Annotated in this window: 20 protein-coding genes and 8 pseudogenes; 23 read left to right on the forward strand and 5 right to left on the reverse strand. The window is 33.1% G+C overall.

The window, feature by feature from the left end; all coding sequences use genetic code 11:
- Positions 1-17: 17 nt before the first annotated feature.
- From JFU54_RS17625 to JFU54_RS17645, 5 genes and pseudogenes are all read left to right on the forward strand, one after another.
- On the forward strand, positions 18-284 hold the full coding sequence (locus tag JFU54_RS17625; RefSeq protein ID WP_002136308.1) for a hypothetical protein: 267 nt from the start codon (positions 18-20) through the stop codon (positions 282-284).
- Between the two features lie 21 nt (positions 285-305).
- Positions 306-1,457: an anhydro-N-acetylmuramic acid kinase AnmK gene (gene anmK / locus JFU54_RS17630; RefSeq protein ID WP_201065733.1), complete on the forward strand. Its 1,152-nt coding sequence runs from the start codon at positions 306-308 to the stop codon at positions 1,455-1,457.
- Positions 1,458-1,475: 18 nt separating this feature from the next.
- The gene (locus JFU54_RS17635) at positions 1,476-2,375 is read left to right on the forward strand and encodes a BadF/BadG/BcrA/BcrD ATPase family protein (RefSeq protein WP_002141766.1); all 900 of its coding nucleotides are present in this window, start codon (positions 1,476-1,478) and stop codon (positions 2,373-2,375) included.
- Positions 2,376-2,510: 135 nt separating this feature from the next.
- On the forward strand, positions 2,511-3,059 hold the full coding sequence (plsY, locus tag JFU54_RS17640) for a glycerol-3-phosphate 1-O-acyltransferase PlsY (RefSeq protein ID WP_002085555.1): 549 nt from the start codon (positions 2,511-2,513) through the stop codon (positions 3,057-3,059).
- A gap of 69 nt (positions 3,060-3,128) precedes the next feature.
- A pseudogene (locus tag JFU54_RS17645) lies at positions 3,129-4,711 on the forward strand (aminotransferase class V-fold PLP-dependent enzyme).
- Between the two features lie 127 nt (positions 4,712-4,838).
- On the opposite strand, the gene JFU54_RS17650 reads toward JFU54_RS17645, so the two are convergent.
- Positions 4,839-4,976, reverse strand: a complete 138-nt coding sequence (locus JFU54_RS17650) for a DUF3956 domain-containing protein (RefSeq protein WP_002127410.1) — start codon at positions 4,974-4,976, stop codon at positions 4,839-4,841.
- A gap of 343 nt (positions 4,977-5,319) precedes the next feature.
- On the opposite strand from JFU54_RS17650, the gene JFU54_RS17655 reads away from it, so the two are divergent.
- Positions 5,320-5,532, forward strand: a complete 213-nt coding sequence (locus JFU54_RS17655; RefSeq protein ID WP_000416118.1) for a hypothetical protein — start codon at positions 5,320-5,322, stop codon at positions 5,530-5,532.
- A gap of 247 nt (positions 5,533-5,779) precedes the next feature.
- Here JFU54_RS17655 and JFU54_RS17660 read toward each other — a convergent pair.
- Positions 5,780-6,108 (reverse strand): annotated as a pseudogene (locus JFU54_RS17660) (YkvA family protein).
- A 217-nt stretch (positions 6,109-6,325) separates the two neighbouring features.
- On the opposite strand from JFU54_RS17660, the gene JFU54_RS30225 reads away from it, so the two are divergent.
- The 4 genes and pseudogenes from JFU54_RS30225 to JFU54_RS29470 form a co-directional block, all read left to right on the forward strand.
- A complete protein-coding gene (locus JFU54_RS30225) occupies positions 6,326-6,580 on the forward strand; it encodes a hypothetical protein (RefSeq protein WP_002085542.1) in 255 nt (84 codons plus the stop codon).
- A pseudogene (locus JFU54_RS30230) lies at positions 6,534-7,541 on the forward strand (N-acetylmuramoyl-L-alanine amidase); the annotation flags it as partial. The gene JFU54_RS30225 and the pseudogene JFU54_RS30230, both read left to right, overlap by 47 nt.
- A gap of 42 nt (positions 7,542-7,583) precedes the next feature.
- Complete coding sequence (locus tag JFU54_RS17665; RefSeq protein ID WP_307838311.1) at positions 7,584-8,438, forward strand: exosporium leader peptide-containing protein; 855 nt, start codon at positions 7,584-7,586, stop codon at positions 8,436-8,438.
- 66 nt (positions 8,439-8,504) lie between these two features.
- Positions 8,505-8,706, forward strand: a pseudogene (locus tag JFU54_RS29470) (N-acetylmuramoyl-L-alanine amidase); the annotation flags it as partial.
- Positions 8,707-8,917: 211 nt separating this feature from the next.
- Here JFU54_RS29470 and JFU54_RS29820 read toward each other — a convergent pair.
- Positions 8,918-9,106: pseudogene (locus tag JFU54_RS29820) on the reverse strand (hypothetical protein); the annotation flags it as partial.
- A gap of 18 nt (positions 9,107-9,124) precedes the next feature.
- Here JFU54_RS29820 and JFU54_RS17670 point away from each other — a divergent pair.
- The 8 genes and pseudogenes from JFU54_RS17670 to JFU54_RS17705 all read left to right on the forward strand — a co-directional run bounded on the left by JFU54_RS17670 (position 9,125) and on the right by JFU54_RS17705 (position 17,459).
- Positions 9,125-9,389, forward strand: a pseudogene (locus JFU54_RS17670) (hypothetical protein).
- 73 nt (positions 9,390-9,462) lie between these two features.
- Entirely contained in the window at positions 9,463-10,791 is a 1,329-nt protein-coding gene (locus JFU54_RS17675) for a DEAD/DEAH box helicase (protein ID WP_201065722.1), read from the forward strand.
- Positions 10,792-11,047: 256 nt separating this feature from the next.
- Positions 11,048-11,683: a TetR/AcrR family transcriptional regulator gene (locus JFU54_RS17680; protein ID WP_002069302.1), complete on the forward strand. Its 636-nt coding sequence runs from the start codon at positions 11,048-11,050 to the stop codon at positions 11,681-11,683.
- Between the two features lie 46 nt (positions 11,684-11,729).
- Positions 11,730-12,992, forward strand: a complete 1,263-nt coding sequence (locus JFU54_RS17685; protein WP_258169442.1) for an MFS transporter — start codon at positions 11,730-11,732, stop codon at positions 12,990-12,992.
- Between the two features lie 6 nt (positions 12,993-12,998).
- Positions 12,999-15,336: pseudogene (locus JFU54_RS17690) on the forward strand (ABC transporter permease).
- Positions 15,337-15,348: 12 nt separating this feature from the next.
- A complete protein-coding gene (locus JFU54_RS17695) occupies positions 15,349-16,110 on the forward strand; it encodes an ABC transporter ATP-binding protein (protein WP_033716353.1) in 762 nt (253 codons plus the stop codon).
- Between the two features lie 106 nt (positions 16,111-16,216).
- On the forward strand, positions 16,217-16,927 hold the full coding sequence (locus JFU54_RS17700; RefSeq protein WP_201065723.1) for a class I SAM-dependent methyltransferase: 711 nt from the start codon (positions 16,217-16,219) through the stop codon (positions 16,925-16,927).
- A gap of 118 nt (positions 16,928-17,045) precedes the next feature.
- Positions 17,046-17,459, forward strand: coding sequence for a VOC family protein (locus JFU54_RS17705; RefSeq protein WP_002012925.1), 414 nt, complete (start codon positions 17,046-17,048; stop codon positions 17,457-17,459).
- Between the two features lie 176 nt (positions 17,460-17,635).
- Here JFU54_RS17705 and JFU54_RS17710 read toward each other — a convergent pair.
- Positions 17,636-18,226: pseudogene (locus JFU54_RS17710) on the reverse strand (type 1 glutamine amidotransferase family protein).
- Positions 18,227-18,537: 311 nt separating this feature from the next.
- Here JFU54_RS17710 and JFU54_RS17715 point away from each other — a divergent pair.
- The 5 genes from JFU54_RS17715 (at position 18,538) to JFU54_RS17735 (ending at position 21,486) form a co-directional block, all read left to right on the forward strand.
- Positions 18,538-19,014: a MarR family winged helix-turn-helix transcriptional regulator gene (locus JFU54_RS17715; protein ID WP_002017049.1), complete on the forward strand. Its 477-nt coding sequence runs from the start codon at positions 18,538-18,540 to the stop codon at positions 19,012-19,014.
- A gap of 153 nt (positions 19,015-19,167) precedes the next feature.
- Positions 19,168-19,905: a 2,3-diphosphoglycerate-dependent phosphoglycerate mutase gene (gpmA, locus tag JFU54_RS17720; RefSeq protein ID WP_002032137.1), complete on the forward strand. Its 738-nt coding sequence runs from the start codon at positions 19,168-19,170 to the stop codon at positions 19,903-19,905.
- A 317-nt stretch (positions 19,906-20,222) separates the two neighbouring features.
- Positions 20,223-20,963, forward strand: a complete 741-nt coding sequence (locus JFU54_RS17725) for a type II toxin-antitoxin system SpoIISA family toxin (RefSeq protein ID WP_201065725.1) — start codon at positions 20,223-20,225, stop codon at positions 20,961-20,963.
- Between the two features lie 112 nt (positions 20,964-21,075).
- Positions 21,076-21,201, forward strand: a complete 126-nt coding sequence (locus JFU54_RS17730; protein ID WP_000588712.1) for a hypothetical protein — start codon at positions 21,076-21,078, stop codon at positions 21,199-21,201.
- Between the two features lie 75 nt (positions 21,202-21,276).
- The gene (locus JFU54_RS17735; protein ID WP_201065727.1) at positions 21,277-21,486 is read left to right on the forward strand and encodes a hypothetical protein; all 210 of its coding nucleotides are present in this window, start codon (positions 21,277-21,279) and stop codon (positions 21,484-21,486) included.
- Here JFU54_RS17735 and JFU54_RS17740 read toward each other — a convergent pair.
- Positions 21,473-21,862: a YxeA family protein gene (locus tag JFU54_RS17740; protein WP_201065728.1), complete on the reverse strand. Its 390-nt coding sequence runs from the start codon at positions 21,860-21,862 to the stop codon at positions 21,473-21,475. The genes JFU54_RS17735 and JFU54_RS17740 overlap by 14 nt on opposite strands.
- Positions 21,863-21,869 lie beyond the last annotated feature (7 nt).

Below are 21,869 nucleotides of genomic sequence, written 5' to 3' on the forward strand. Positions count from 1 at the left end.
AGAGAGGGTGAAATAGAATGAATATAAAATTTAGCTATAAAGGTGTATTTTTATTGTTATTTGGAGTGATATGTGCAAATTTACTTTTCGTACCTTTATTAAGAATGCTAAATCTATCACAAATGCATAGTATATGGCTCGTTACAAGCTTTGCGGCAAGTATTTTGCTTACGGTAGTTGTTTCTTTCATTGATGGATCGTTTGCATCGAAAGCACAGTTGTTTTTTAGATTTATATTGTTTTCTGTAGGTTGTACGTTGTTTACTTACATAATTGTTTTTTAGTGAATAGGGGGCATGCATATTATGTATATTGCAGGGATAATGTCCGGTACATCGTTAGACGGAATAGATGTAGCGCTCGTTCATATAGAAGGGAACGGTGTAGATTCTAAAGTCGAACTCATCCATTTTACTACTGTTCCATTTTGCAATGATATAAAAAATGAGATACTGCAGGCTTTATCAATTGATACATCTAATGTTCAATTGATATGCAGTTTGAACTTTAAGCTTGGTTTATGTTTTGCCAATGCTGTGGAGGAAGTTTGTAAAAAGGCTGATTTGTCATTGGAACAATTAGATTTAATAGGTTCTCACGGACAAACGATTTATCATCAGCCAAAGCAAGAAGGCAATAGTATTTCTTCGACATTGCAAATTGGAGAACCAGCAGTTATAGCATATGAAACGAACACTACGGTTATCTCTAATTTTCGAACGATGGATATGGCAGCAGGGGGACAAGGTGCACCACTTGTGCCATATTCAGAGGTCATTTTGTATCGTCATCAAACTAAAAATAGATTACTACAAAATATTGGCGGAATCGGTAATGTTACAGTAATACCAAGTCATCTAAGTGATAAGAGTGTTATTGCTTTTGATACTGGCCCAGGAAATATGGTAATCGATGATGTATGTCAAAGATTATTTCAGTTGCCATATGATCAAAATGGTAGGATTGCAAAACAAGGAGTAGTTGTAGATGAAATTTTGACATATTGTATGAACCATCCATTTTTGAAAGTGAATCCACCGAAATCAACTGGTAGAGAACAGTTTGGAGAAGAGTTTGTAAGTGAATTATTGAAGCGGTTTGAAAAGCATGGTAAAGAAAATCTTTTGACGACTGTCACGATGTTTACAGCAAGTTCAATTGTTCATCATTATAAGGAGTTTATTCTGCCGTATTATGAAATCGATGAAGTAATTTTAGGTGGTGGGGGCAGTTATAATCGTACACTTGTTGAAATGATACGAAATGGATTGAAGGAAGAAAAGTGCGCGATATTCATTCAAGAAGATATAGGCTATTCTTCAGAGGCGAAAGAAGCAATTGCCTTTGCGATATTAGCAAACGAAACGCATCATCGTAATCCGAGTAATGTGCCAAGCGCAACAGGTGCAAAGCAATCTGTAGTTTTAGGGAATATAACATTCCCTCCAATAAGATGATGAAAATGAGGCGAACATATGAAGTATATGATTGGAGTAGATGGTGGGGGCACGAAGACAGAAGCAATTGCATTTGATCAAGACGGAAACGAAGTTGTAAGAGGTACGAGTGGGTTTGGAAATATATTAATAGATTATGAAAAAGCAGTTTCGCATATTATGGAGGCGATCGATCAATGCAAGAAAGCTTTAATAGATGGGCACTGCGTTTGTATTTGTTTAGGGTTAGCGGGTATAAGTGGAGCGAATACAAATGAATTAACATTACGATTAATAAAGAAATATGAAACGAAAATTGAAGTTTTTAATGACGCAATGATTGCACATGCAGCTGCTTTAAAAGGTAAGAATGGAATATTAACTATAGGTGGTACAGGTGCAATTTGTATAGGAAAGAAAGACGAAGTGTACGAGTATAGCGGTGGATGGGGACATATTTTAGGGGATGAGGGAAGCGGTTATTGGATTGCGTTACAAGGTTTAAAGAGAATGGCAAATCAATTTGATCAAGGAGTTAGACTTTGTCCATTAAGCTTAAGGATTCAAGACGAGTTTCGACTTTTAACATCATCTCATATAAAAAAACTAGTATATAGTTCTTCAAAAGATAAAGTTGCAGCAATTGCACCATTAATTATAGAGGAAGCGAGGAATGGGAATGATGATGCACATAAAATTATTCTGCAAGCGGCTAAGGAATTAACGATAATTACGGTGAATATTTACAACAAGATGCAGTTTGATTTATCACCTTTAATTGCAGTAAGTGGCAGTATATTGCGTTTCGTTCCTGAGATATATGCTGAATTTAAGAAATGCTGTGAGAAAAGTATGGGAGAAGTTATATTCGTATCACCATCAGAAATGGCAGTGAAAGGAACATATCATTTAATGAAGGGTGTATATTTTATAAAATAGAAGTATGAGAATTTTTGTATGATTTGTAAAAATATGATGTTAAAATATACAAAGGGATGTAAAGCAAGAAAAAGTACAATATACATATTCATTGAATATTGTATAAGTACTCCCATGTAGAAAGTGAATGATTACATGATTAATAGTATGCAATTTTTGTATTTGGTGGCTTCTTATTTATTTGGAAACATATTGACCGCTTATATAGTAACGAAATGGAAACATAATGTTGATATTCGTGAAGAAGGAAGTGGTAATCCTGGCGCAAGAAATATGGGGCGCGTATATGGAAAAGGGTATTTCGTCGCTACATTTTTAGGTGATGCGATCAAAGGGGCAATCGTGGTTTCTATTGCAAAATACCTTTTCGAAGATTCTACATTTGTAATGTTAGCTTTACTGGCTGTTATACTTGGACATATTTACCCAATTTTATTTAAAGGCAAGGGCGGAAAAGGCATTTCAACATTTATTGGAGGGTTAATTGCATTTGATTATTTGATAGCGCTTACTCTTATTGCTGTTTTCATTATATTTTATTTAATCTTTAAAGGATTTACTAAGCCCGGACTAATTACAATCGCTTGTTTACCAGTTTGCATGATTTTGTATTCTTACTCTATTGTTACGACTATTTTAAGTGCACTTATCATTGTACTTATTTTATATGTAAATCGAGAATGAAATGAACTTTTTATAAGTGGAGTTAATCTCCACTTATAATTTTTATTAAATACATAAAGGAGATACAACATGGGGTTAATTTATAAAGTTGCTGATCAAGCTTTGGAATTTGAAAGTATACATAAATTGAATTATAAAACATTTGTAGAAGAAATTCCGCAACATGAAGAAACGAAAGATCGTGTTCGTATAGATCGTTTCCATGAAGAAAATACATATTTAATTTGTTTAGATGACGATAAGTTAGTAGGTATGGTTGCATTGCGAGGAAAACGACCATTCTCGTTAGATTATAAAATTCCAAATCTAGATTTTTATTTGCAAGAACATGGAGAAAATGTATATGAAATTCGTTTACTTTCAGTAGAACGTGAATATCGAAATGGAAGAGCATTGTTAGGTTTAATTCGCTTTTTACATCGTTATTTGCTTCTAAATGGATATGAATTGGCACTCATTTCTGCTACAACACGTGAACTACCTTTATATGAGCAAATGAGATTCAAATCTTTCCATACGTTAGTTGGTACTGAAGCAGCAGCCTTCCAGCCAATGTATGTTACCCCAGCTATGTTTGAAGAGTCGAGTGTTAGGGGTATTATGACGAAAGAATATACGTTTTTACCTGGTCCAGTGGATATTGTAGAAAATGTTCGAAAGGCATTTTCTACTAAGCCTATTTCGCATCGTTCTAAGTCATTTCAAGTGACAATGGAAAATGTAAAAAAACGTTTACTGCAAATGACAAAAGCAAAACGTGTGCAAATAATGTTAGGAACAGGGACGTTAGCGAATGATGCCATTGCTTTACAGTTGAATTCTTTAAAAGGGAAAGGACTAGTTTTAACAAATGGGGAATTTGGAAATAGGTTAGTGGGACATGCAACACGTGCGCAATTACATTATGATACGCATAAAAAAGAAATGGCAGAGCCGTTTCTTTATACAGAATTAGAAAAAATAATGGCAACTGGAAATTATGAATGGCTTTGGTTTGTTCACCATGAAACATCAACTGGAATGTTAAATAATTTAGAAGAACTAAACATTCTTTGTAAAAAATATCAAATGAAACTATGTGTAGATTGTATAAGCTCAATTGGAGCAATACCAATAAATTTGAAGGATGTATATTTTGCAAGTGGTGTAAGCGGAAAAGCGATTAAATCATATACAGGATTATCTTTCGTTTTTCATAACCACATTGTAAAAGTAAACGAGGCAGTACCTGCTTATATGGACATGGTATGTACGAAGAAAATGAAAGTATCCCATACTCCCATTCATGGAATTTAATTTATGCATTGCAAGAAGCATTGAAGCGACTTGAAGATGAAGAGGCATTTGAAAAAATAAAAGAGGCGTATGCTTATATTGAGCAAGCTATTAATACTATGGGTTTAAAGCTTGTTTCACCTAAAGATCATGCCGCTCAAATTGTTCTTACCATTCAATTAAACGAAGGGCAGTGTTCTAAGGCAGTAGGTGATGCATTAGCATTACAAGGATATATTGTTCATTATGAATCAGCATCTTTACAAAAGAATAACTGGATTCAAATAGCATGTCTGAATCACTATAAAGAACGTGATATGAAGAGGATGTTAAATTGTTTGCAGATGTGTGTGTTAAAGAAAGTTCTTTTAACGTAAATGCTTGTATATTTATTATATAATTTCTACAAGGCTATGAGTCACACTTGCTAAGTGTATAGAAGTGCATTTTTTGACAAGAGTTTAAAAGAGAGCGAAAGCTCTCTTTTAAACTTACTTAAATGAATTACCCACAGATTGGAATACCGAGAACTCTCAAAGCTAGTGCTACTTGAAGAGTAATTTCCAATCTAGCAATTTCGATGCCAGCAACTGTGAGTACTAAAAAAGGTTGGCCGTTTACGAACACAATACAACTTTCCATATATACGCCTCCTTTCTAGTGATCTACTACAGTATATGAATAAAACTATAATACGTTATAGTTGGATTTATGAATTTTATAAAAATAATAGATTTACCCTATGTTTACGAAACAAATGGAGTTTCATAGTGTTAATAATTTAATTGTTAGACAAGGAAGCATCTATAATAAGATGCTTTTTATTATATTTACGTTTCAGCGTGACAATAAATAAAGTTAATCAATGACGAATTGAGAGGGAAATATATTGATAAATATTTGTATGAGGTAAACTAAGAAGGTTTTAGAAAAACGAAAAGGAATTTTTATACTTGTAACATAAAAATTCTAGGGGGATGTTAATATGGAAAAAACTATGATGGTAGAAACAACAAACATGATGATGTCTATGGAAAAAATGATGTGTGAAATGAAGTGTATGAAAATGATGATGAATAACATGATGCAAATGGATGTAGAAATGGATAAGGCAATGATGGTGAAAATGAATGAATGTGATGAAATGATGAAGACTACTATGTCTATGATGAAAGCGATGAAAGAGAAATGTTGTTGAAGTAGCAAACTATAGCGTAAAATGATGATGATCTTGTAAATTTAAATTAGTAAAGAGCCTGTTTTAGTTGGTGAATTAAAATAGGCTCTTTTAACTATTGTTCAAAAATAAATTGAGTTGACAAAAAAGAACTAAAAGATTATTTTAGTTCTTTTTTCTGTATTAACACTGTTCAAATCATTTGTTTAAAAGCTATAGATGATGGTTAGGCAGTGAGAAAAGACAAGTAAGAGCCTATCTTTCTTCGTTAAATGTGTGCTGAAGTAAATAATGATTCCATTTTTATTTTACTCTTCTCTCGAATTTCAGCATCCGCATGTCGCATTACAAATTTATGCGCTACAGCGATTGCTAAAACATCATCTAATAAGCCAATCCCAATAATAGCAGCTATATCTGGAATGAAGTCGATTGCTAATACGTAATAAGATAAAGCGGCTAATATTATGAATTTAGCTTTAGTAGGTAACCCTTTTTTCTCATTGTGTAGTATAAAATAATACTTTCATATACGCTTGATTTCCCGAGGTTTGCTGAGCTTTTTTTGAATTTTTTCCAAAGTGTCTGTTTCTCCATATAAACACTCCTTTTCCAAAAAATAGATTTTTTAAAAGGATGGACAAAGAAGCGAAAGAATAATCAATTTTATTGTTTTTTCTTATTGTATATTTCGATATTTATAAGCGAATACCTGTTCAAAATAAAACAATGCTTGTTAAGCGGATACGATTATGGAGATGGATGAAGAGAAAATCTATTTTGGAAAGCAAATAAGTTTCCGATAGAGGTTTCAATGAATTATTTGCGTTCTGCAACGAAGGCAGAAAAAACTTTTGATTTCTTAATACCAGCTATCTTGACAATAATTATTAGATTGTTTATAGCGTATATGAATCCGAATACAACAATAATATTGAAAGGAATTAAGGATATAAATAATCAATCACTTACATTCATTCCAATTTTAGCTGGTTTTAATATAGCTAATTACCTCGTTCCTTATGATTCTAGTACTTGCTGGTTCATTTGCTACAAGTATTTTTGCTGATAGAACATTTTTATCCCTAATTTACCAAAACAATCATATCGTTTTGGCGTAGGTGTTTATGAGGGCGTAGTAGCTCATAGTACAGCGACTTCTGAAATATTCAAAAGTATGAATCTCGTACATGAAGAAACGTATTTGTTCAATATGCTGTTGATTGAGATGAAACAATCCAAATCGCTAATATAAAATACATTGCATATGGTGGTGGACCTGCTGCTAATAAACGATTTGTACATGTAGAGTTATGTGAAACAGCAGACCATATAAAGCTCGAGCGTTCATATGAAAAATACGTAAAACTTTTAGCGGAAATCTTAAAAGATAACAAGTTATCTGTAAGAAAAGGATTGTGGATTCACTACGATGTGATTAAATATCTTGGCGGTACAGATCATGAAGATCAACTTGATTATTTAAAATCTCATGGGGGATCAGGAGCTCAATCCCGTGCTGATGTACAACGGGCATACAATAATTCTAGTGTGGATGTTTCTGTACCTGAAAGCCACCTAAACCAACAGAAGTACCAACAGCTGTAACCGATGGTATAGCTTATATTGAAGGCTACAACGTTAATTTACGTAAAGGACCAGACACAAGCTATTCTAAGATTCGTCAACTAAATAAATCAGAAGCTTATGTTGAATGGGGCGAAAAGCCTGGTTGGTTAAACCTTGGTGGAGAGCAATGGATTAAGAACAATCCATCCTATGTGAAGTTTAGTAAGAAAAGTACAGTAGATTCTTCTATTGTAGGAAAGCGTGTTGTTTCTAAAGTTAACATTCTACGTTTCTATGATGCTCGATCTTGGCAGGATAAAGACGTGGATGGTTTTGTAGATGTAGGTGAGGTGTTTACAATTTTCAGGAAGTTAAATATGGAAGGTTCAGTACAATTTAAGGCGCACAATAGTATAGGGAAAACATATTATATTACGATCAATGAAGTTTATGTATTTGTAACTGTATTACTACAGTATAGTACACTCATAGGAGGTAGTTATGTGTTTGATAAAAATGAAATACAAAAGATAAATGGGATACTTCAAGCTAATGCATTAAATCCAAATTTAATTGGCCCTACACTTCCCCCAATCCCACCATTTACTTTACCCACAGGTCCAACAGGAGGGACAGGCCCAACGGGAGTAACGGGAGTAACGGGTCCAACAGGAGTAACGGGTCCAACAGGAGTAACGGGTCCAACAGGAGTAACGGGTCCAACAGGAGTAACGGGTCCAACAGGAGTAACGGGTCCAACAGGAGTAACGGGTCCAACAGGAGTAACGGGTCCAACAGGAGTAACGGGTCCAACGGGAGTAACGGGTCCAACAGGAGAGACAGGCCCAACAGGAGGAACTGAAGGTTGTCTTTGTGATTGCTGTGTTTTACCTATGCAAAGCGTTTTACAACAACTTATTGGAGAAACTGTTATTCTTGGCACTATTGCAGACACACCCAACACGCCCCCGCTTTTCTTTCTATTTACTATCACTTCTGTGAATGATTTTTTAGTTACAGTTACAGATGGCACCACAACCTTTGTGGTCAATATATCTGATGTAACAGGGGTAGGTTTTTTACCACCAGGACCACCTATTACATTACTTCCACCTACCGATGTAGGATGCGAGTGTGAATGTCGTGAACGACCAATTAGACAATTACTGGATGCGTTTATCGGATCTACAGTAAGTCTTTTAGCAAGTAATGGTTCTATTGCAGCAGATTTTAGCGTGGAACAAACAGGACTTGGGATAGTACTAGGGACATTACCTATAAATCCAACTACAACCGTTAGGTTTGCGATTTCAACTTGTAAAATTACAGCTGTGAATATAACCCCTATTACGATGTAGTCTATTTCTTTCAGAAGTATCTGTTGCTACTCGATAAGAAAAGCACAGTTTATTTGTCCACCTTGAAAACGTATTGTTTTCAAAGTGGACAATCTACGTTTCTAGGATGCTCCACCTTGGAAATATAAAGATGGAGCTGGTTCTGTAGATGCAGGGATTTATGATTGATGCAAAAGTGAGTGTCAATGGTTCGCCACAGTACAAAGCACACAGCAGTAAAGGGAAAACATACTATGTTATTGCAAATGAAGCCTATTTATTCATCTAATGCACTATACCTTCATGAGTAATTAACCATGCCCCCTTACTCTTTCTATATCCTTCATTTGTAAATTTATTACTACTATATTATTGGCGTACAATACTAAATGTATCTAAATGGTTTTCTAAACGCACAAAATCCCCAAATTGATATGGTAAGGCTATAAAAATTATAATGAAAAATAATAAATATCTCTAATGCACTATTAGGATTTTTCCATTTTATATTGCAAACCATCTTTCTGAAAGATAAGCTCATATGCTAAATCAAAATGAAGGTTATATAATGCTTTCGTATTACATATTAAATTGTAGAACTTAGTTCCTTGATGTACATATTGGTGTAATTTATTTTGAATTGGTGAAACAATGATTTTTAAAATTACGTTAATATCTTCATTAAAGAAGTTATAGGAGGGAATAACTTGGGCTCATTATTTGATGTAATAGCAGATGTTATTTTATCCTCGAAATGACATGAAATTAAAACATTATATCGCAAAATTAAGTGAATTAGAGTGGTTTCGAAATCTACATGAAGATCCGAAGTATACAAGTTTAATTTGGAGTAATAGAAAAATTAAAAAGTATATTTTGACTTCTGCAAATATGGAAGCATTAATAAAATCCGAGAAAAAACAAAAAGAATTTGTTCATCTAGTACAGGATGAATATAAAAAAAGAAGATAAGAATTTTTTTATTTTTCATATTTGGCGAAACAAATGGTACAATGAAAGCTAATGTGAAAAATAAGGAAAAGAAGTGGTCTATTTGAAAAACTTTTTAGAATTAGGAATTAGTGAAACTTTTAATCATACATTACGTGAAAATGGAATTACAGAAGCAACACCGATTCAGGAGAAGGCAATTCCAGTTATTATGTCAGGTAAAGATATTATTGGACAGGCGAAAACAGGAACGGGTAAAACGTTAGCATTCGTGTTACCGATTTTAGAAAAAATCGATCCAGAGTCTAGTGATGTTCAGGCTTTAATTGTTGCACCAACAAGGGAACTAGCACTGCAAATTACAACTGAAATTAAAAAAATGCTTGTTCAAAGAGAAGATATTAATGTACTAGCGATATATGGCGGACAAGATGTAGCACAACAATTGAGAAAATTAAAAGGTAATACACATATTGTTGTAGCGACACCAGGACGATTATTAGATCATATACGACGTGAAACAATTGATTTAAGTAATCTTTCAACGATTGTACTAGATGAAGCAGATCAAATGCTTTATTTCGGATTCTTATATGATATTGAAGATATTTTAGATGAGACACCTGATAGTAAACAAACGATGTTATTCTCAGCAACGATGCCAAAAGATATTAAAAAATTGGCGAAACGTTATATGGAAGAGCCGCAAATGATTCAAGTACAAAGTGAAGAAGTAACGGTAGATACAATTGAGCAGCGTGTCATTGAGACGACAGATCGTGCAAAGCCAGATGCACTTCGTTTTGTTATGGATCGTGATCAGCCATTTTTAGCAGTTATTTTCTGTCGTACAAAGGTTAGAGCAAGTAAGCTTTATGATAATTTAAAAGGACTAGGTTATAATTGTGCTGAACTTCATGGTGATATACCTCAAGCGAAACGCGAAAGAGTTATGAAGAGTTTCCGCGAAGCTAAAATTCAGTACTTAATCGCAACGGATGTAGCAGCTCGTGGACTTGATGTAGATGGTGTAACGCACGTATTTAACTTTGATATCCCTGAAGATGTAGAAAGTTATATTCACCGCATTGGCCGAACAGGACGTGCAGGTGGATCAGGTCTTGCAATTACGTTCGTTGCAGCGAAAGATGAAAAACATTTAGAAGAAATTGAAAAAACGCTTGGTGCACCAATACAAAGACAAATAATCGAACAACCGATGATAAAAAATGTAGATGAAAATGGAAAACCGGTACAAAAGCCGGCTCCAAAGAAATCAGGTCAATATCGTCAAAGAGATAGCCGTGAAGGTTCAAGAAGTGGTCCAAGAACCGATTCAAGAAATAGTTCTAGAAATGATAACAATCGATCATTTAATAAGAAAAGTAGTACAAAACAAGGTCAGCAAAAACGTGGCCGTTAAATAGTTATTATTCAAAAAGAGTCGCAAAGTGTTGCGGCTCTTTTTTGTTTTTATACAACGAAGTCGATATAAGTACAAGGGTGATTACATAGAAACAACCTTTAAAATTTCATTCACCGTATTAAAAATAAATTTTAAAATTCATAAAGGAAATATAAAGTAGGTTGTTGTATATGTACGATAACAGGAAACTTTTCACATACTAAACATATACTTTAAATAAACCGACAGTCGGTCCATAGGAAGGAGTACATGAATGAGGATCGTAAAAGAATATGGGGAACGTAGAAATGAAATTTTAGAAACTGCTGAACGTTTGTTTGTTACAAAAGGGTATACGAAAACTACAGTAAATGACATTTTAAAAGAGATTGGTATAGCAAAGGGGACGTTTTATCATTATTTTAAGTCGAAAGAAGAAGTAATGGATGAAATTATTATGAGGATTATTAAAGCGGATGTTGCTAAAGCGAAAGCAATTGTCTCTAACCCTAATATCCCAGTTTTGGATAAGTTATTTCGAGTTTTAATGGAACAATCACCAAAATCAGGAGATGTAAAAGATAAAATGATTGAACAATTTCATCAGCCAAATAATGCGGAAATGCATCAAAAAAGTATAGTACAATCAATTATTCATTTATCTCCTGTTTTAGCAGAGATTTTAGAACAAGGAATCGCTGAAGGCATATTTTCTACTCCATACCCACAAGAAACGATTGAATTATTACTCTCTTCAGCACAAGTCATATTTGATGAGGGTTTATTCCAGTGGAAGCCGGAAGAAATGATGAGGAGGGCTAAAGCTTATATCAAAATGATGGAAGCATCTGTTGGAGCGAAAGAGGGAGCCTTTGATTACATGGTGGAGGTTTTAATCAAACAGAAATAGTAATTTTCTGTTTGGATATTATCGACCGACAGTCGGTCTGAATCGAATGAAAGGTGTGATAAGGATGTCAGCTAGTATAAGGTCTTCGATGAAAGATTTTCACTTAATGGTGAGTGGACAAATTATTACTATTTTAGGTTCAACACTTTTACGTTTTGCCCTGTCATTATATGTGCTAGATATAACAGGGCGTGCTGATATATTCGCAGGATTATATGCGGTAACGAGTATTCCGTTTTTACTAGCTCCTCTCGGCGGAGCGATAGCAGATCGTTTCAATCGCCGTGATTTAATGGTTATTTTTGACTTCATCAACGCTGCGATTGTATTAAGCTTTATAGTTTTGTTATTTACTGGACCTGTATCTATTATATTGATTGGAACAATTATGTTTTTACTAGCAGTCGTTAGTGCAATGTATTCACCTGTTGTAATGGCGAGTATTCCGCAATTAGTTCCAGAGAATAAGTTAGAGCAAGCGAACGGTATCGTAAATGGTGTGCAATCATTGTCAAATATAGTTGCTCCTGTATTTGGAGGAATATTGTACGGCATAATTGGTTTGAAAATGCTTGTAATAATAAGTTGTCTTGCTTTCTTTTTATCTGCGATTTTAGAAATGTTTATTAAAATACCTTTTATAAAAAGAGCACGAGAAAGCCATATAATACCGACAATTGTAAAGGATATGAAAGAAGGATTTATATATGTTTTAAAACAACCATTTATTTTGAAATCTATGCTTTTAGCTGCATTACTAAATTTAATACTTACACCGCTATTTGTTGTTGGCGCTCCAATTATTATACGAGTAACAATGGAAAGTAGCGACACGTTATATGGAATTGGAATGGGATTGATCGATTTTGCTACTATTTTAGGTGCATTATCGATAGGTTTTTTTGCGAAAAAGCTACAGATGAAAACATTGTATTACTGGATGCTTTTAATAGCTTTATTAGTACTACCAATGGCACTATCAGTTACGCCAGTTATTCTTAATTTAGGATACTATCCACCATTTATCCTCTTTATACTTTCTTCTATTCTAATTGCAATGATCGTGACAATTGTATCCATCTATGTGATTACTGTAGTCCAAAAGAAAACACCAAATGAAAACCTAGGAAAAGTAATGGCAATTATAACAGCGGTATCTCAATGTATGGCACCAATTGGGCAAGTCATTTATGGTTTTATGTTTGAAGGATTCAGTATGAAAATTTATTTACCTATATTAGTTATTAGTTTCATAATGATAATAATAGCGATGGTGACGAAGAAAATATTATGGAATGAAGGGAACTAGCTCCATATGATTAGGAGAATGTTAAAAAGAGATTTCTCTCAAAATAAAATGATAATTACCATTCTATTTATGTTTATCATGTTATCAAGTCTTTTAATCGCAAGTGCTTCAAGTAACGTTATAAATCTATTGAACTCAACGGATCAATTGTTTAAAGTATCAAACGCACCGCACTTCGTACAAATGCATGCCGGAGAAATAAACCAAAAGTCAATTGATTCATTTGTAGCGCAAACTCCTTTTGTAAAAAAACAACAAACAGCAGAGATGGTTCAAATAGGCGGATCTAACATTTTTATAAAGAAGAAAAATCAAGCGGAACATAATAGTGTAATGGACATTAGCTTCGTTAAGCAAAATACTATTTTTGACTTTTTATTAGATTTAAATAATGAATTGATCGATGTTAGGAAAGGGGAAATAGGTGTACCAATTTATTATATGCAAAAATATAATTTGCGTATTGGAGATAAAATTTGGGTTGTTAAAAATAATAATGAGCTAGAATTTACTATTTCGGCATTTGTTCGTGATGTTCAAATGAACCCATCACTTGTTAGTTCAAAACGATTTGTAATAAGCGATGAAGACTTCGAAAGAATAAAGGGGAATTTTGGAGAAAGTGAATATCTTATTGAATTCCAGCTAACAGATTTAACTAAAATAAATGAATTTGAAACTTTATACCAGTCATCAAACTTACCTCAAAAAGGTCCCTCTATTACGTATTCACTCTTTAAAACACTCAATTCATTAACAGATGGAATAATAGCTGCAGTACTTATCATAATAAGTGCATTATTAATGCTAATCGCGATTTTATGTATTAGATTTACGATTATGACTTCAATGGAAGAAGATTATCGGGAAATTGGTGTTATGAAAGCTATCGGCATTCAAAGTAAAGATATTCAAAAACTATATGTAACAAAATATGTTGTTATTTCCGCTATCGGATGTATATGTGGATATATCCTTTCGTTATTTGTTACAAAAATATTTACCTCTAACATCGCACTTTATATGGGGACAGCTAATAAAAGTATTTTATATTATGTTGTGCCATTGATAGTCACAACATTGTTATTTCTAGCCGTTATCCTTTTTTGCCGCATCATTTTGCGGAATTTCAGAAGAATTACAGCAATAGACGCTTTACGATCAAGAGATAAACTAGGAAAAAGAAAGATTAGAAGATTTTTCTCTCTATCAAACTAAAATTACAAATGTAAATATATTTATTGGTATACAAGATGTAGTGAAACGATTTAAGTTATATCGAGTATTAAGTATCGTTTTAATTATTGCAGTATTCATGATTGTTGTACCAGTTAACTTTTTGTACACGATTCAGTCACCGCAATTTGTTAATTATATGGGAACAGGAAAGAGTGATATACGAATAGATTTACAGCAATCTGAAAATATAGAAAAACGGTTTAATGACGTTATATCGTATGTCGGAAACGATGAAGAGGTAGAAAAATATGCAGCATTTGTAACGAGTACATTTAAAATGGTGAAAGCTGATGGTACACATGAAAACTTAAATGTAGAAGTGGGAGATTTCGCCCAATTTCCAATAGAATATGTTCAAGGTATGGCACCAAAAAATGAAAATGAGATCGCTCTCTCTTATATGAACGCAAATGAATTAAAAAAGAATATAGGGGATGAAATCGTTTTATTTGTAGAAGGAAAAGAGAAAATGCTAACTATTAGTGGTATATATCAAGATGTAACGAATGGAGGAAAAACAGCTAAAGCGAGTTTTTCTTATAATAAAGAAAATATATTATGGTACGTAGTAAATGTAGATATGAAACCCAAAGTGAATCTACAAGAAAAAGTGAAGGAGTATAAACAAAATTTTAATTCTGCAAAAATAACAGATACGGATAATTATTTATCTCAAACTTTAGGAGAGACAATTAAACAATTAAGACTCGTGACACAAGTGGCAATTTTGATTGCTATATTGATATCGGTTTTAATAACTGCGATGTTTTTTAAAATGTTATTGGTAAAAGATTCTTCGCAAATATTAATTATGAAAAGTATCGGCTTTTCATACAAAGATATTCGTATACAATATGTTACTCGTTCTATTTCTATAGTATTAGTAGGTATTTTAACAGGGACATTTATAGCTGCTACGTTTGGAGAAACACTAATAAGCTGGTTAGGTTCATTTATGGGAGCAGCTCACATAAAGTTTGTTGTTAATCCGATCATTTCTTATGTAATATGTCCAGCTATTTTATTTATATCTGTGACCGTAGCAACAATTTTCAGTAGTTTTACAGTGAAACAAACAAATGATTTAAAGCTAAATGGGGAGTAGGAGATGTGTAATTTGAAAAAAAATTTAGAAGTAAAACAATTAAATAAAGAATACGCAATGGATGGAAATAAAACTTACCATATGTTAAAAAATATAAATTTAGAGATTTATGAGGGAGAGTTTATATCGGTCATGGGACCTTCTGGTTCAGGGAAATCGACGTTACTATATAATATTAGCGGAATGGATCAAATGTCATCAGGAAGTGTGAAAGTTGATAGTAAAGAAATAACATGTATGAAAGAAGAGGTGTTAGCAAAATTACGACTCAGCGAAATGGGATTTATTTTTCAACAGAGCAATCTTCTTAGAAATTTGAATCTTTTTGATAATATAGTTTTGCCTGCGTATTTAGCAAAATTTGAGAGCAGGAAAATAATAAATAAACGTGCACTTGAATTGATGAAAAAAATGGGAATTAGTCAAATTGCAACTAATAATATAACTGAAGCATCAGGAGGAGAATTACAAAGGGTATCTATTTGTAGAGCACTCATAAATAAACCTAATATTATTTTTGCTGACGAACCAACGGGTGCTTTGAATTTAAAAGCGACAGAAGAAGTAATGGATATTTTAGCACATATAAACCGTACGGGAACTACAATTTTGCTAGTTACTCATGACGTAAAGGTAGCAGCTAAAACAGAAAGAGTTCTTTTTATGGTGGACGGAGAAATTGTTAGCGAAATACAGATGGGTAAGTATAGAAACGATGATTTGAAGGTGCGAGAAGAGCAGTTGTTAAAATGGTTAACTGTACTTGGATTTTAAAGAGATAATATTTTTGACTCCTATTGAATATAGGAGTTTTTTCTTTGTTTGAAAGTTTAAAAAGAGATATAATAATTTTCTGACTATTAATTATGGAGGGGTATAAATGAAAAGTGAAACGTTACACACTCAAGAAGATATATTAAAAATGCTGGATTCTTTATTAAGACCTGCAGTACCATTTTGGAATGAATTTTACACAAATAGAGAAAAGGATGTTCCTTTTTTTGCAAATATTCCAGATGAGAATTTAGTTTCATATATACAAAAAGAATGGATTTCAAAAGGAGAAGTGTTAGAGCTTGGATGTGGTCCAGGAAGAAATGCAATTTATTTAGCGAAACAAGGACTTGATGTAACAGCAGTCGATTTGTCTATAGAAGGGATTAATTGGGCCAAAGAGAGGGCGTTAGAAAACGGAATAGACATACAGTTTGTTTGTGAATCGATTTTTAATTTGGATTTTCAAGATGAATATGATTTTGTATATGATTCCGGTTGCTTGCATCACATTCCACCACATAGAAGAATGAATTATGTTGATTTAGTTAAAAACTCATTAAAATCGGGTGGTTATTTCGGATTAACATGTTTTGCAGCAGGCGATTTAGATGAGCGAAATGGATCAGAAATAACAGATTGGGATGTATATAGAAGCTGGAGTCTGCAAGGTGGTCTTGCTTATTCAGAAGAAAAATTAAGAGAGATATTTAATGAGTTTGAAGTGGTTGAAATTAGAAAGATGAAGCAACTTGAACAACCAAATAATATGTTTGGAGAATCATTTCTTTGGACAGCATTATTTAAGAAGAAATAAAACATAGATAATTGACAAACTCATCGTTTTTATAGACAATACACTTATAAGAATATACGTTCGGTTTTATTGTCCGATGTATGTTTTGCATAAATACATAACAAGGGGATGTCTCTAAATGGGTAACACAAATCAAAAAATCACTACGTTTTTAATGTTTGAGGGCAAAGCTGAGGAAGCGATGAATTTTTACACATCGCTATTTAATCAATCAGAAATTGTAAGTATCTCTCGTTATGATGAGAATGGACCAGGTAAAGAGGGAACTGTAATTCATGCAACTTTTACGCTAAATGGACAAGAGTTCATGTGTATTGATAGTTATGTAAAGCATGATTTTACATTCACTCCAGCTATGTCTCTTTATGTAACTTGTGATACGGAAGAGGAAATCGAAACAGTTTTTAATAAACTAGCACAAGATGGAAAAGTTCTTATGCCTTTAGGTTCATATCCGTTTAGTAAAAAGTTTGGCTGGTTAAATGATAAGTATGGTGTGTCTTGGCAGTTAACTCTTGCTGGAGATGAATAATTAAAATAATATGGTGATATTAATGTTATAAAAAATAAAAGGGATGATACAAGATAAATATGTATCATCCCTTTTATTTTTTGTTTTACAACCGTCATCGGTTGTATTTATAACGACTTTAGGGGTGCTTTTTAAGTTTTTTATATAATATAAAACTGCTAATTTAATTTTTCAGCTTATCTAGTAATTGAATTCATTAACTGGAAGAAGTATTCAGGCTTATAAGTCTTATTTAGGTTATACCATGAATGTAACGTATCTGGTGCAAATACATCAATTTTTTTCAATACTTCCATTGCAAATTCCAGAGGAGCTACTCCTGATGCAGTAATCAAATTTTCATCACATACTGCAGGTTCCATCTTATAAAGTTGTTCTCCTTTATAATTAGGACAAACCATTTTAATATATTCTAAATCATTGCTTGTATGTTTTCTAGAATCTAGGTATCCAAAATTCGCTAACCCCTCAGTTGCACCACAAATGGCAGCAACAATAGTGCCGAGTTTTAACGCTTCACCAATTTTTTTAAGATAGGGTGATGAATGCTTTCCCCCAAGTAGTCCCTCCAGGTAAAACTAAAAGATCGTTACTCTCAAGAGTACATTCATCCAGGGAAATATCTGGCTTTATGCTCAGTCCTCCCATCGTAGTAATAATTTCATTATTAGCTCCTACTGTAACTACCTTTAAAGGGGCTAACTCTTTTTGAAATATCTTCCTGAGTTTAGTTCTGCAATTAAATGTCCATATTCCCAGTCTGACATCGTATTAAATACATAAAGATAAACTTTTTTGTTTGCATACAATAACACTCCAATCACAATTGAGTTTTTAAAAAAATATTAATAAATAAATTTTACAATATTTATCATTTGGATTTAACCTATTTCCTTAAGAATTCTTTAAAAAATAATTTGGATACTTTATTTGAAGGTATGATTTACGAATTAAACAACCTTCAAAAAATATAATAGTTGAAATTTGTTGGTTTTAGAATGAAGAAATTAGGCTCAATATACCAACTTAATTATTCATAATTGAGTTGTGGTATAATTTACATACAGGGGGAAAGTAGATGACACAACATAAAGAAGAGCAAATGAATGAGGCATTAGCATTATTTTACTTTGCATATAAAACTTTTACAGAAAAACCAGATGAAATAATAAAAGAGTATAGTATACAGCGTGTACATCATAGAATTCTGTTTTTTATCGCTCGTTTTCCAGGGCTTAGTGTAAATGAGCTGCTATCACTTTTAGAAATAAGTAAACAAGCTCTTCACGGACCGTTGCGCCAACTGTTAGATAAAGGACTTATTGAGAGTAATGAAGCTGCACATGATCGTCGTGTGAAACAGCTGTCTTTAACAGAAGAAGGAACAGACTTAGAGAAAAAACTGAGCGATGTTCAAAGAGAACAAATGGGAGCTATTTTCTCACAGTTTGGCGAATCATGTGAAGAAAATTGGCATCAAGTTATGAATGAAATGGCAAATAGCCGTTCAGGATTTGATGCATGGACGTCTAAGCGTGAAATACCAGTAGAATAAAAGATAGAAACAGTATCTTGTTTTGTAGTTTGAAAAATCATAAATTTTTATCTGTATATTTGGCAACTATGGATAAAAAATTCACATTGCCAAAAACTTTATATGTGTACGTATTGAAATTTTAAAATTCATATTTCCGAGAGGGGAATTATAATGATAAAACTTGTACTCATTCGTCACGGACAAAGTTTGTGGAATCTTGAAAATCGATTTACAGGATGGACAGATGTGGATTTATCAAAGAATGGATTAAGTGAAGCGAGAGAAGCAGGAACAATATTAAAAAAGAATGGATATACATTTGATGTTGCGTATACCTCGGTACTAAAACGAGCAATTCGTACATTATGGATTGTACTGCATGAAATGGATCTCACTTGGGTCCCTATACATAACTCATGGAAGTTGAATGAACGCCACTATGGTGCACTACAAGGATTGAATAAAGACGAAACTGCAAAAAAATATGGAGATGAACAAGTTCATATTTGGAGAAGAAGTATAGATGTGAGACCGCCTGCACTTACTGAAGATGATCCTCGATATGAGGCGAACAATCCAAGATATAAAACGTTAAAAAAAGATGAATTCCCATTGACTGAATGTTTAGAGGATACGGAGAAAAGAGTAGTTGATTATTGGCATTCAGAAATTGCACCGTCATTAAAAAGTGGTGAGAAAGTAATTATTTCATCGCACGGTAATACAATTCGTTCGCTAGTGAAATACTTAGACAACCTTTCAAGTGATGGTGTGGTTTCATTAAATATTCCAACTAGCATTCCGCTTGTTTATGAGTTAGATGAAAAATTACGTCCGATTCGTCATTATTACTTAAGTATGGATGGAGAAGTACCTGAAGGGGAAATTCCGAAACATATTTCTTTTTAACATGAAAATTTGAAACGCATGCTTGTCTACATATACAATGTAGATTCATGATAAAGTGAAACTTTAATCAGTGGAGGGTGTTCATCCCGCACTGATTATTAGCCTTCACCAATCGGGCTTTTATGGGCAGTTGATCCCTCACCTAACTGAGGTGGGGGGGCTTACTGCCCGTTAATGCGGGATAAAAGACGTGGCCTGCTTCTAATGTATATGCGATGTTGCTAACTTTAGAAGGTTGTCCACGTCTTTTGTCATAAAGAGAGCTGTTTGTGCATGTAATGGTATCGTGAGTAGTTTTGGAATGGAGGGTGATGTGATTGACGATCTCTAACATTCGAATTGGCTTATTTATTTTAGCAATCGTCTTTATTGTTCTTGTTTTCTTTTATTGGAGAAATGAAGAGTTGTACGAGGAGAAGAAACAACGAATTCGAAAAACGTGGTACGGTTTGTTCATAACATCAGTCACAGTTTATTTCACGATAAAAGGAATAGATTTAACCCTCTGGAAAAATCTTTTAATGTTTACTGCGATGGTAATTTTCGTTGATATTGCATTCATTTTGACACCAAATATTTCAGAAATATGGGGCGCAAAATTCAGCGATATTGGAAAGACGGTCCAATCAATTAAAAGGTCATTAATTGCTTCAAAAGCAAGAGGAGAAATATATACGACAATTATTCAAAATGTGAATCCAACAGCCTTTGGGACAATGGAATGGCATACGGAAGAGGAATATACAAAAAACTTAAACACATTTTTAGATTCATATGGGGAAAAGATTGGTGCGAAAATTGTTGTATTTGAAGCGGTGAAGGAATTAAATACAAACTTTCGTGGTATCCGCTCTCAATTTAGTATTATTGTTCCATTAGAACACATCGAGCAATTGAATGAGCAGAAAGCGGTGCAAGTAGAAAATGTCGGAATTATACCAGCAAAAATAGTTAGTGATGTTTTCATTGTTATTGATGGGAAGAAAAATAACCTTCAAGATCGAGATTTTGAAAATGTATATAATTTAACAATTCATCATAGTTATTTTAGTAAATAAGGACAGAATCTTTTTCTGTCCTTTTCACCTATACATAAAGGGAGAACAAATTCAGACAAGCTTGTATAAAATTGGACAATCATTCCTACACTAGCACGTAGAGGTGATTGTAGTGATAAAAGATTATGACAATGATTTTTTTAAAGAAGATAATGAAGATACAACAGATTTCTCTTTAATAAAAGGAGATACTTTGCAGCAAGTAGAAGAGTTAGAAGAAGAATTAAAAAGAAAATGATACGTGTACACTCTGTCTGCATTTGCTATATAATATAAATAAAAGGTTGTATCTTTTTGAAAAGGGGGAGAAGAGATGGCAGAAGTAAATGTTCAAAAATCTTCGTTTTTTAAAACTAAAAAAGAAGAATCAAATACAGATTTCTCTCTTGTGAAAGGTGCATTAACAGAAAATATAAATCGTTTAGAAAAACTTATGGATAGTAATAGTTCGAAATATGCTCGAGTGAAAAAATACAGGAAAATGCATAAGAGCATTTTCCTGTATTTTTTTATTTTGCATTAAACTTTTCTTTTACTCTTAAAGGTAAATCCGCTTTTTGAATTTCTTCATAGGATTTTACTTCAATCGATGATATTTCATTTTTATCTTTATTTTCTTGGTCTACATAAATGCACAAAAATGCCTTTTCATTTAATTTTTGATCGTTTGATTGTTTTTTACTTCTAAATGTAATTTGTTTTCTTACTCCATCTTCATCATATGCCGGCAATGTGTAGTTCCGTAAGTTTCTACCTTCTATCTTTTCAATAAACCCTTCACCTTTTATCTGTACGTAATATACATCCTTACCGATTCTATTTAGAGAAGCTCTTTCGCACCCGATAGTTAAGTTGCAAAATAATAAACTTAGTGTAATAACAGATAAAAATTTTTTCATTTTCATT

The sequence above is a fragment of the Bacillus sp. TH19 genome, assembly GCF_016651075.1.
In the GTDB taxonomy this organism is placed as follows: domain Bacteria; phylum Bacillota; class Bacilli; order Bacillales; family Bacillaceae_G; genus Bacillus_A; species Bacillus_A mycoides.

Excerpts from the sequence above, each read along its gene's own strand:
- JFU54_RS17625 (WP_002136308.1), top strand. The coding sequence starts at position 18 with ATGAATATAAAATTTAGCTATAAAGGTGTATTTTTATTGTTATTTGGA.
- anmK (WP_201065733.1), top strand. The coding sequence starts at position 306 with ATGTATATTGCAGGGATAATGTCCGGTACATCGTTAGACGGAATAGAT.
- JFU54_RS17635 (WP_002141766.1), top strand. The coding sequence starts at position 1,476 with ATGAAGTATATGATTGGAGTAGATGGTGGGGGCACGAAGACAGAAGCA.
- plsY (WP_002085555.1), top strand. The coding sequence starts at position 2,511 with ATGATTAATAGTATGCAATTTTTGTATTTGGTGGCTTCTTATTTATTT.
- JFU54_RS17650 (WP_002127410.1), bottom strand. The coding sequence starts at position 4,976 with ATGGAAAGTTGTATTGTGTTCGTAAACGGCCAACCTTTTTTAGTACTC.
- JFU54_RS17655 (WP_000416118.1), top strand. The coding sequence starts at position 5,320 with ATGGAAAAAACTATGATGGTAGAAACAACAAACATGATGATGTCTATG.
- JFU54_RS30225 (WP_002085542.1), top strand. The coding sequence starts at position 6,326 with ATGAATTATTTGCGTTCTGCAACGAAGGCAGAAAAAACTTTTGATTTC.
- JFU54_RS17680 (WP_002069302.1), top strand. The coding sequence starts at position 11,048 with ATGAGGATCGTAAAAGAATATGGGGAACGTAGAAATGAAATTTTAGAA.
- JFU54_RS17685 (WP_258169442.1), top strand. The coding sequence starts at position 11,730 with ATGAAAGGTGTGATAAGGATGTCAGCTAGTATAAGGTCTTCGATGAAA.
- JFU54_RS17700 (WP_201065723.1), top strand. The coding sequence starts at position 16,217 with ATGAAAAGTGAAACGTTACACACTCAAGAAGATATATTAAAAATGCTG.
- JFU54_RS17705 (WP_002012925.1), top strand. The coding sequence starts at position 17,046 with ATGGGTAACACAAATCAAAAAATCACTACGTTTTTAATGTTTGAGGGC.
- JFU54_RS17715 (WP_002017049.1), top strand. The coding sequence starts at position 18,538 with ATGACACAACATAAAGAAGAGCAAATGAATGAGGCATTAGCATTATTT.
- gpmA (WP_002032137.1), top strand. The coding sequence starts at position 19,168 with ATGATAAAACTTGTACTCATTCGTCACGGACAAAGTTTGTGGAATCTT.
- JFU54_RS17735 (WP_201065727.1), top strand. The coding sequence starts at position 21,277 with ATGGCAGAAGTAAATGTTCAAAAATCTTCGTTTTTTAAAACTAAAAAA.
- JFU54_RS17740 (WP_201065728.1), bottom strand. The coding sequence starts at position 21,862 with ATGAAAAAATTTTTATCTGTTATTACACTAAGTTTATTATTTTGCAAC.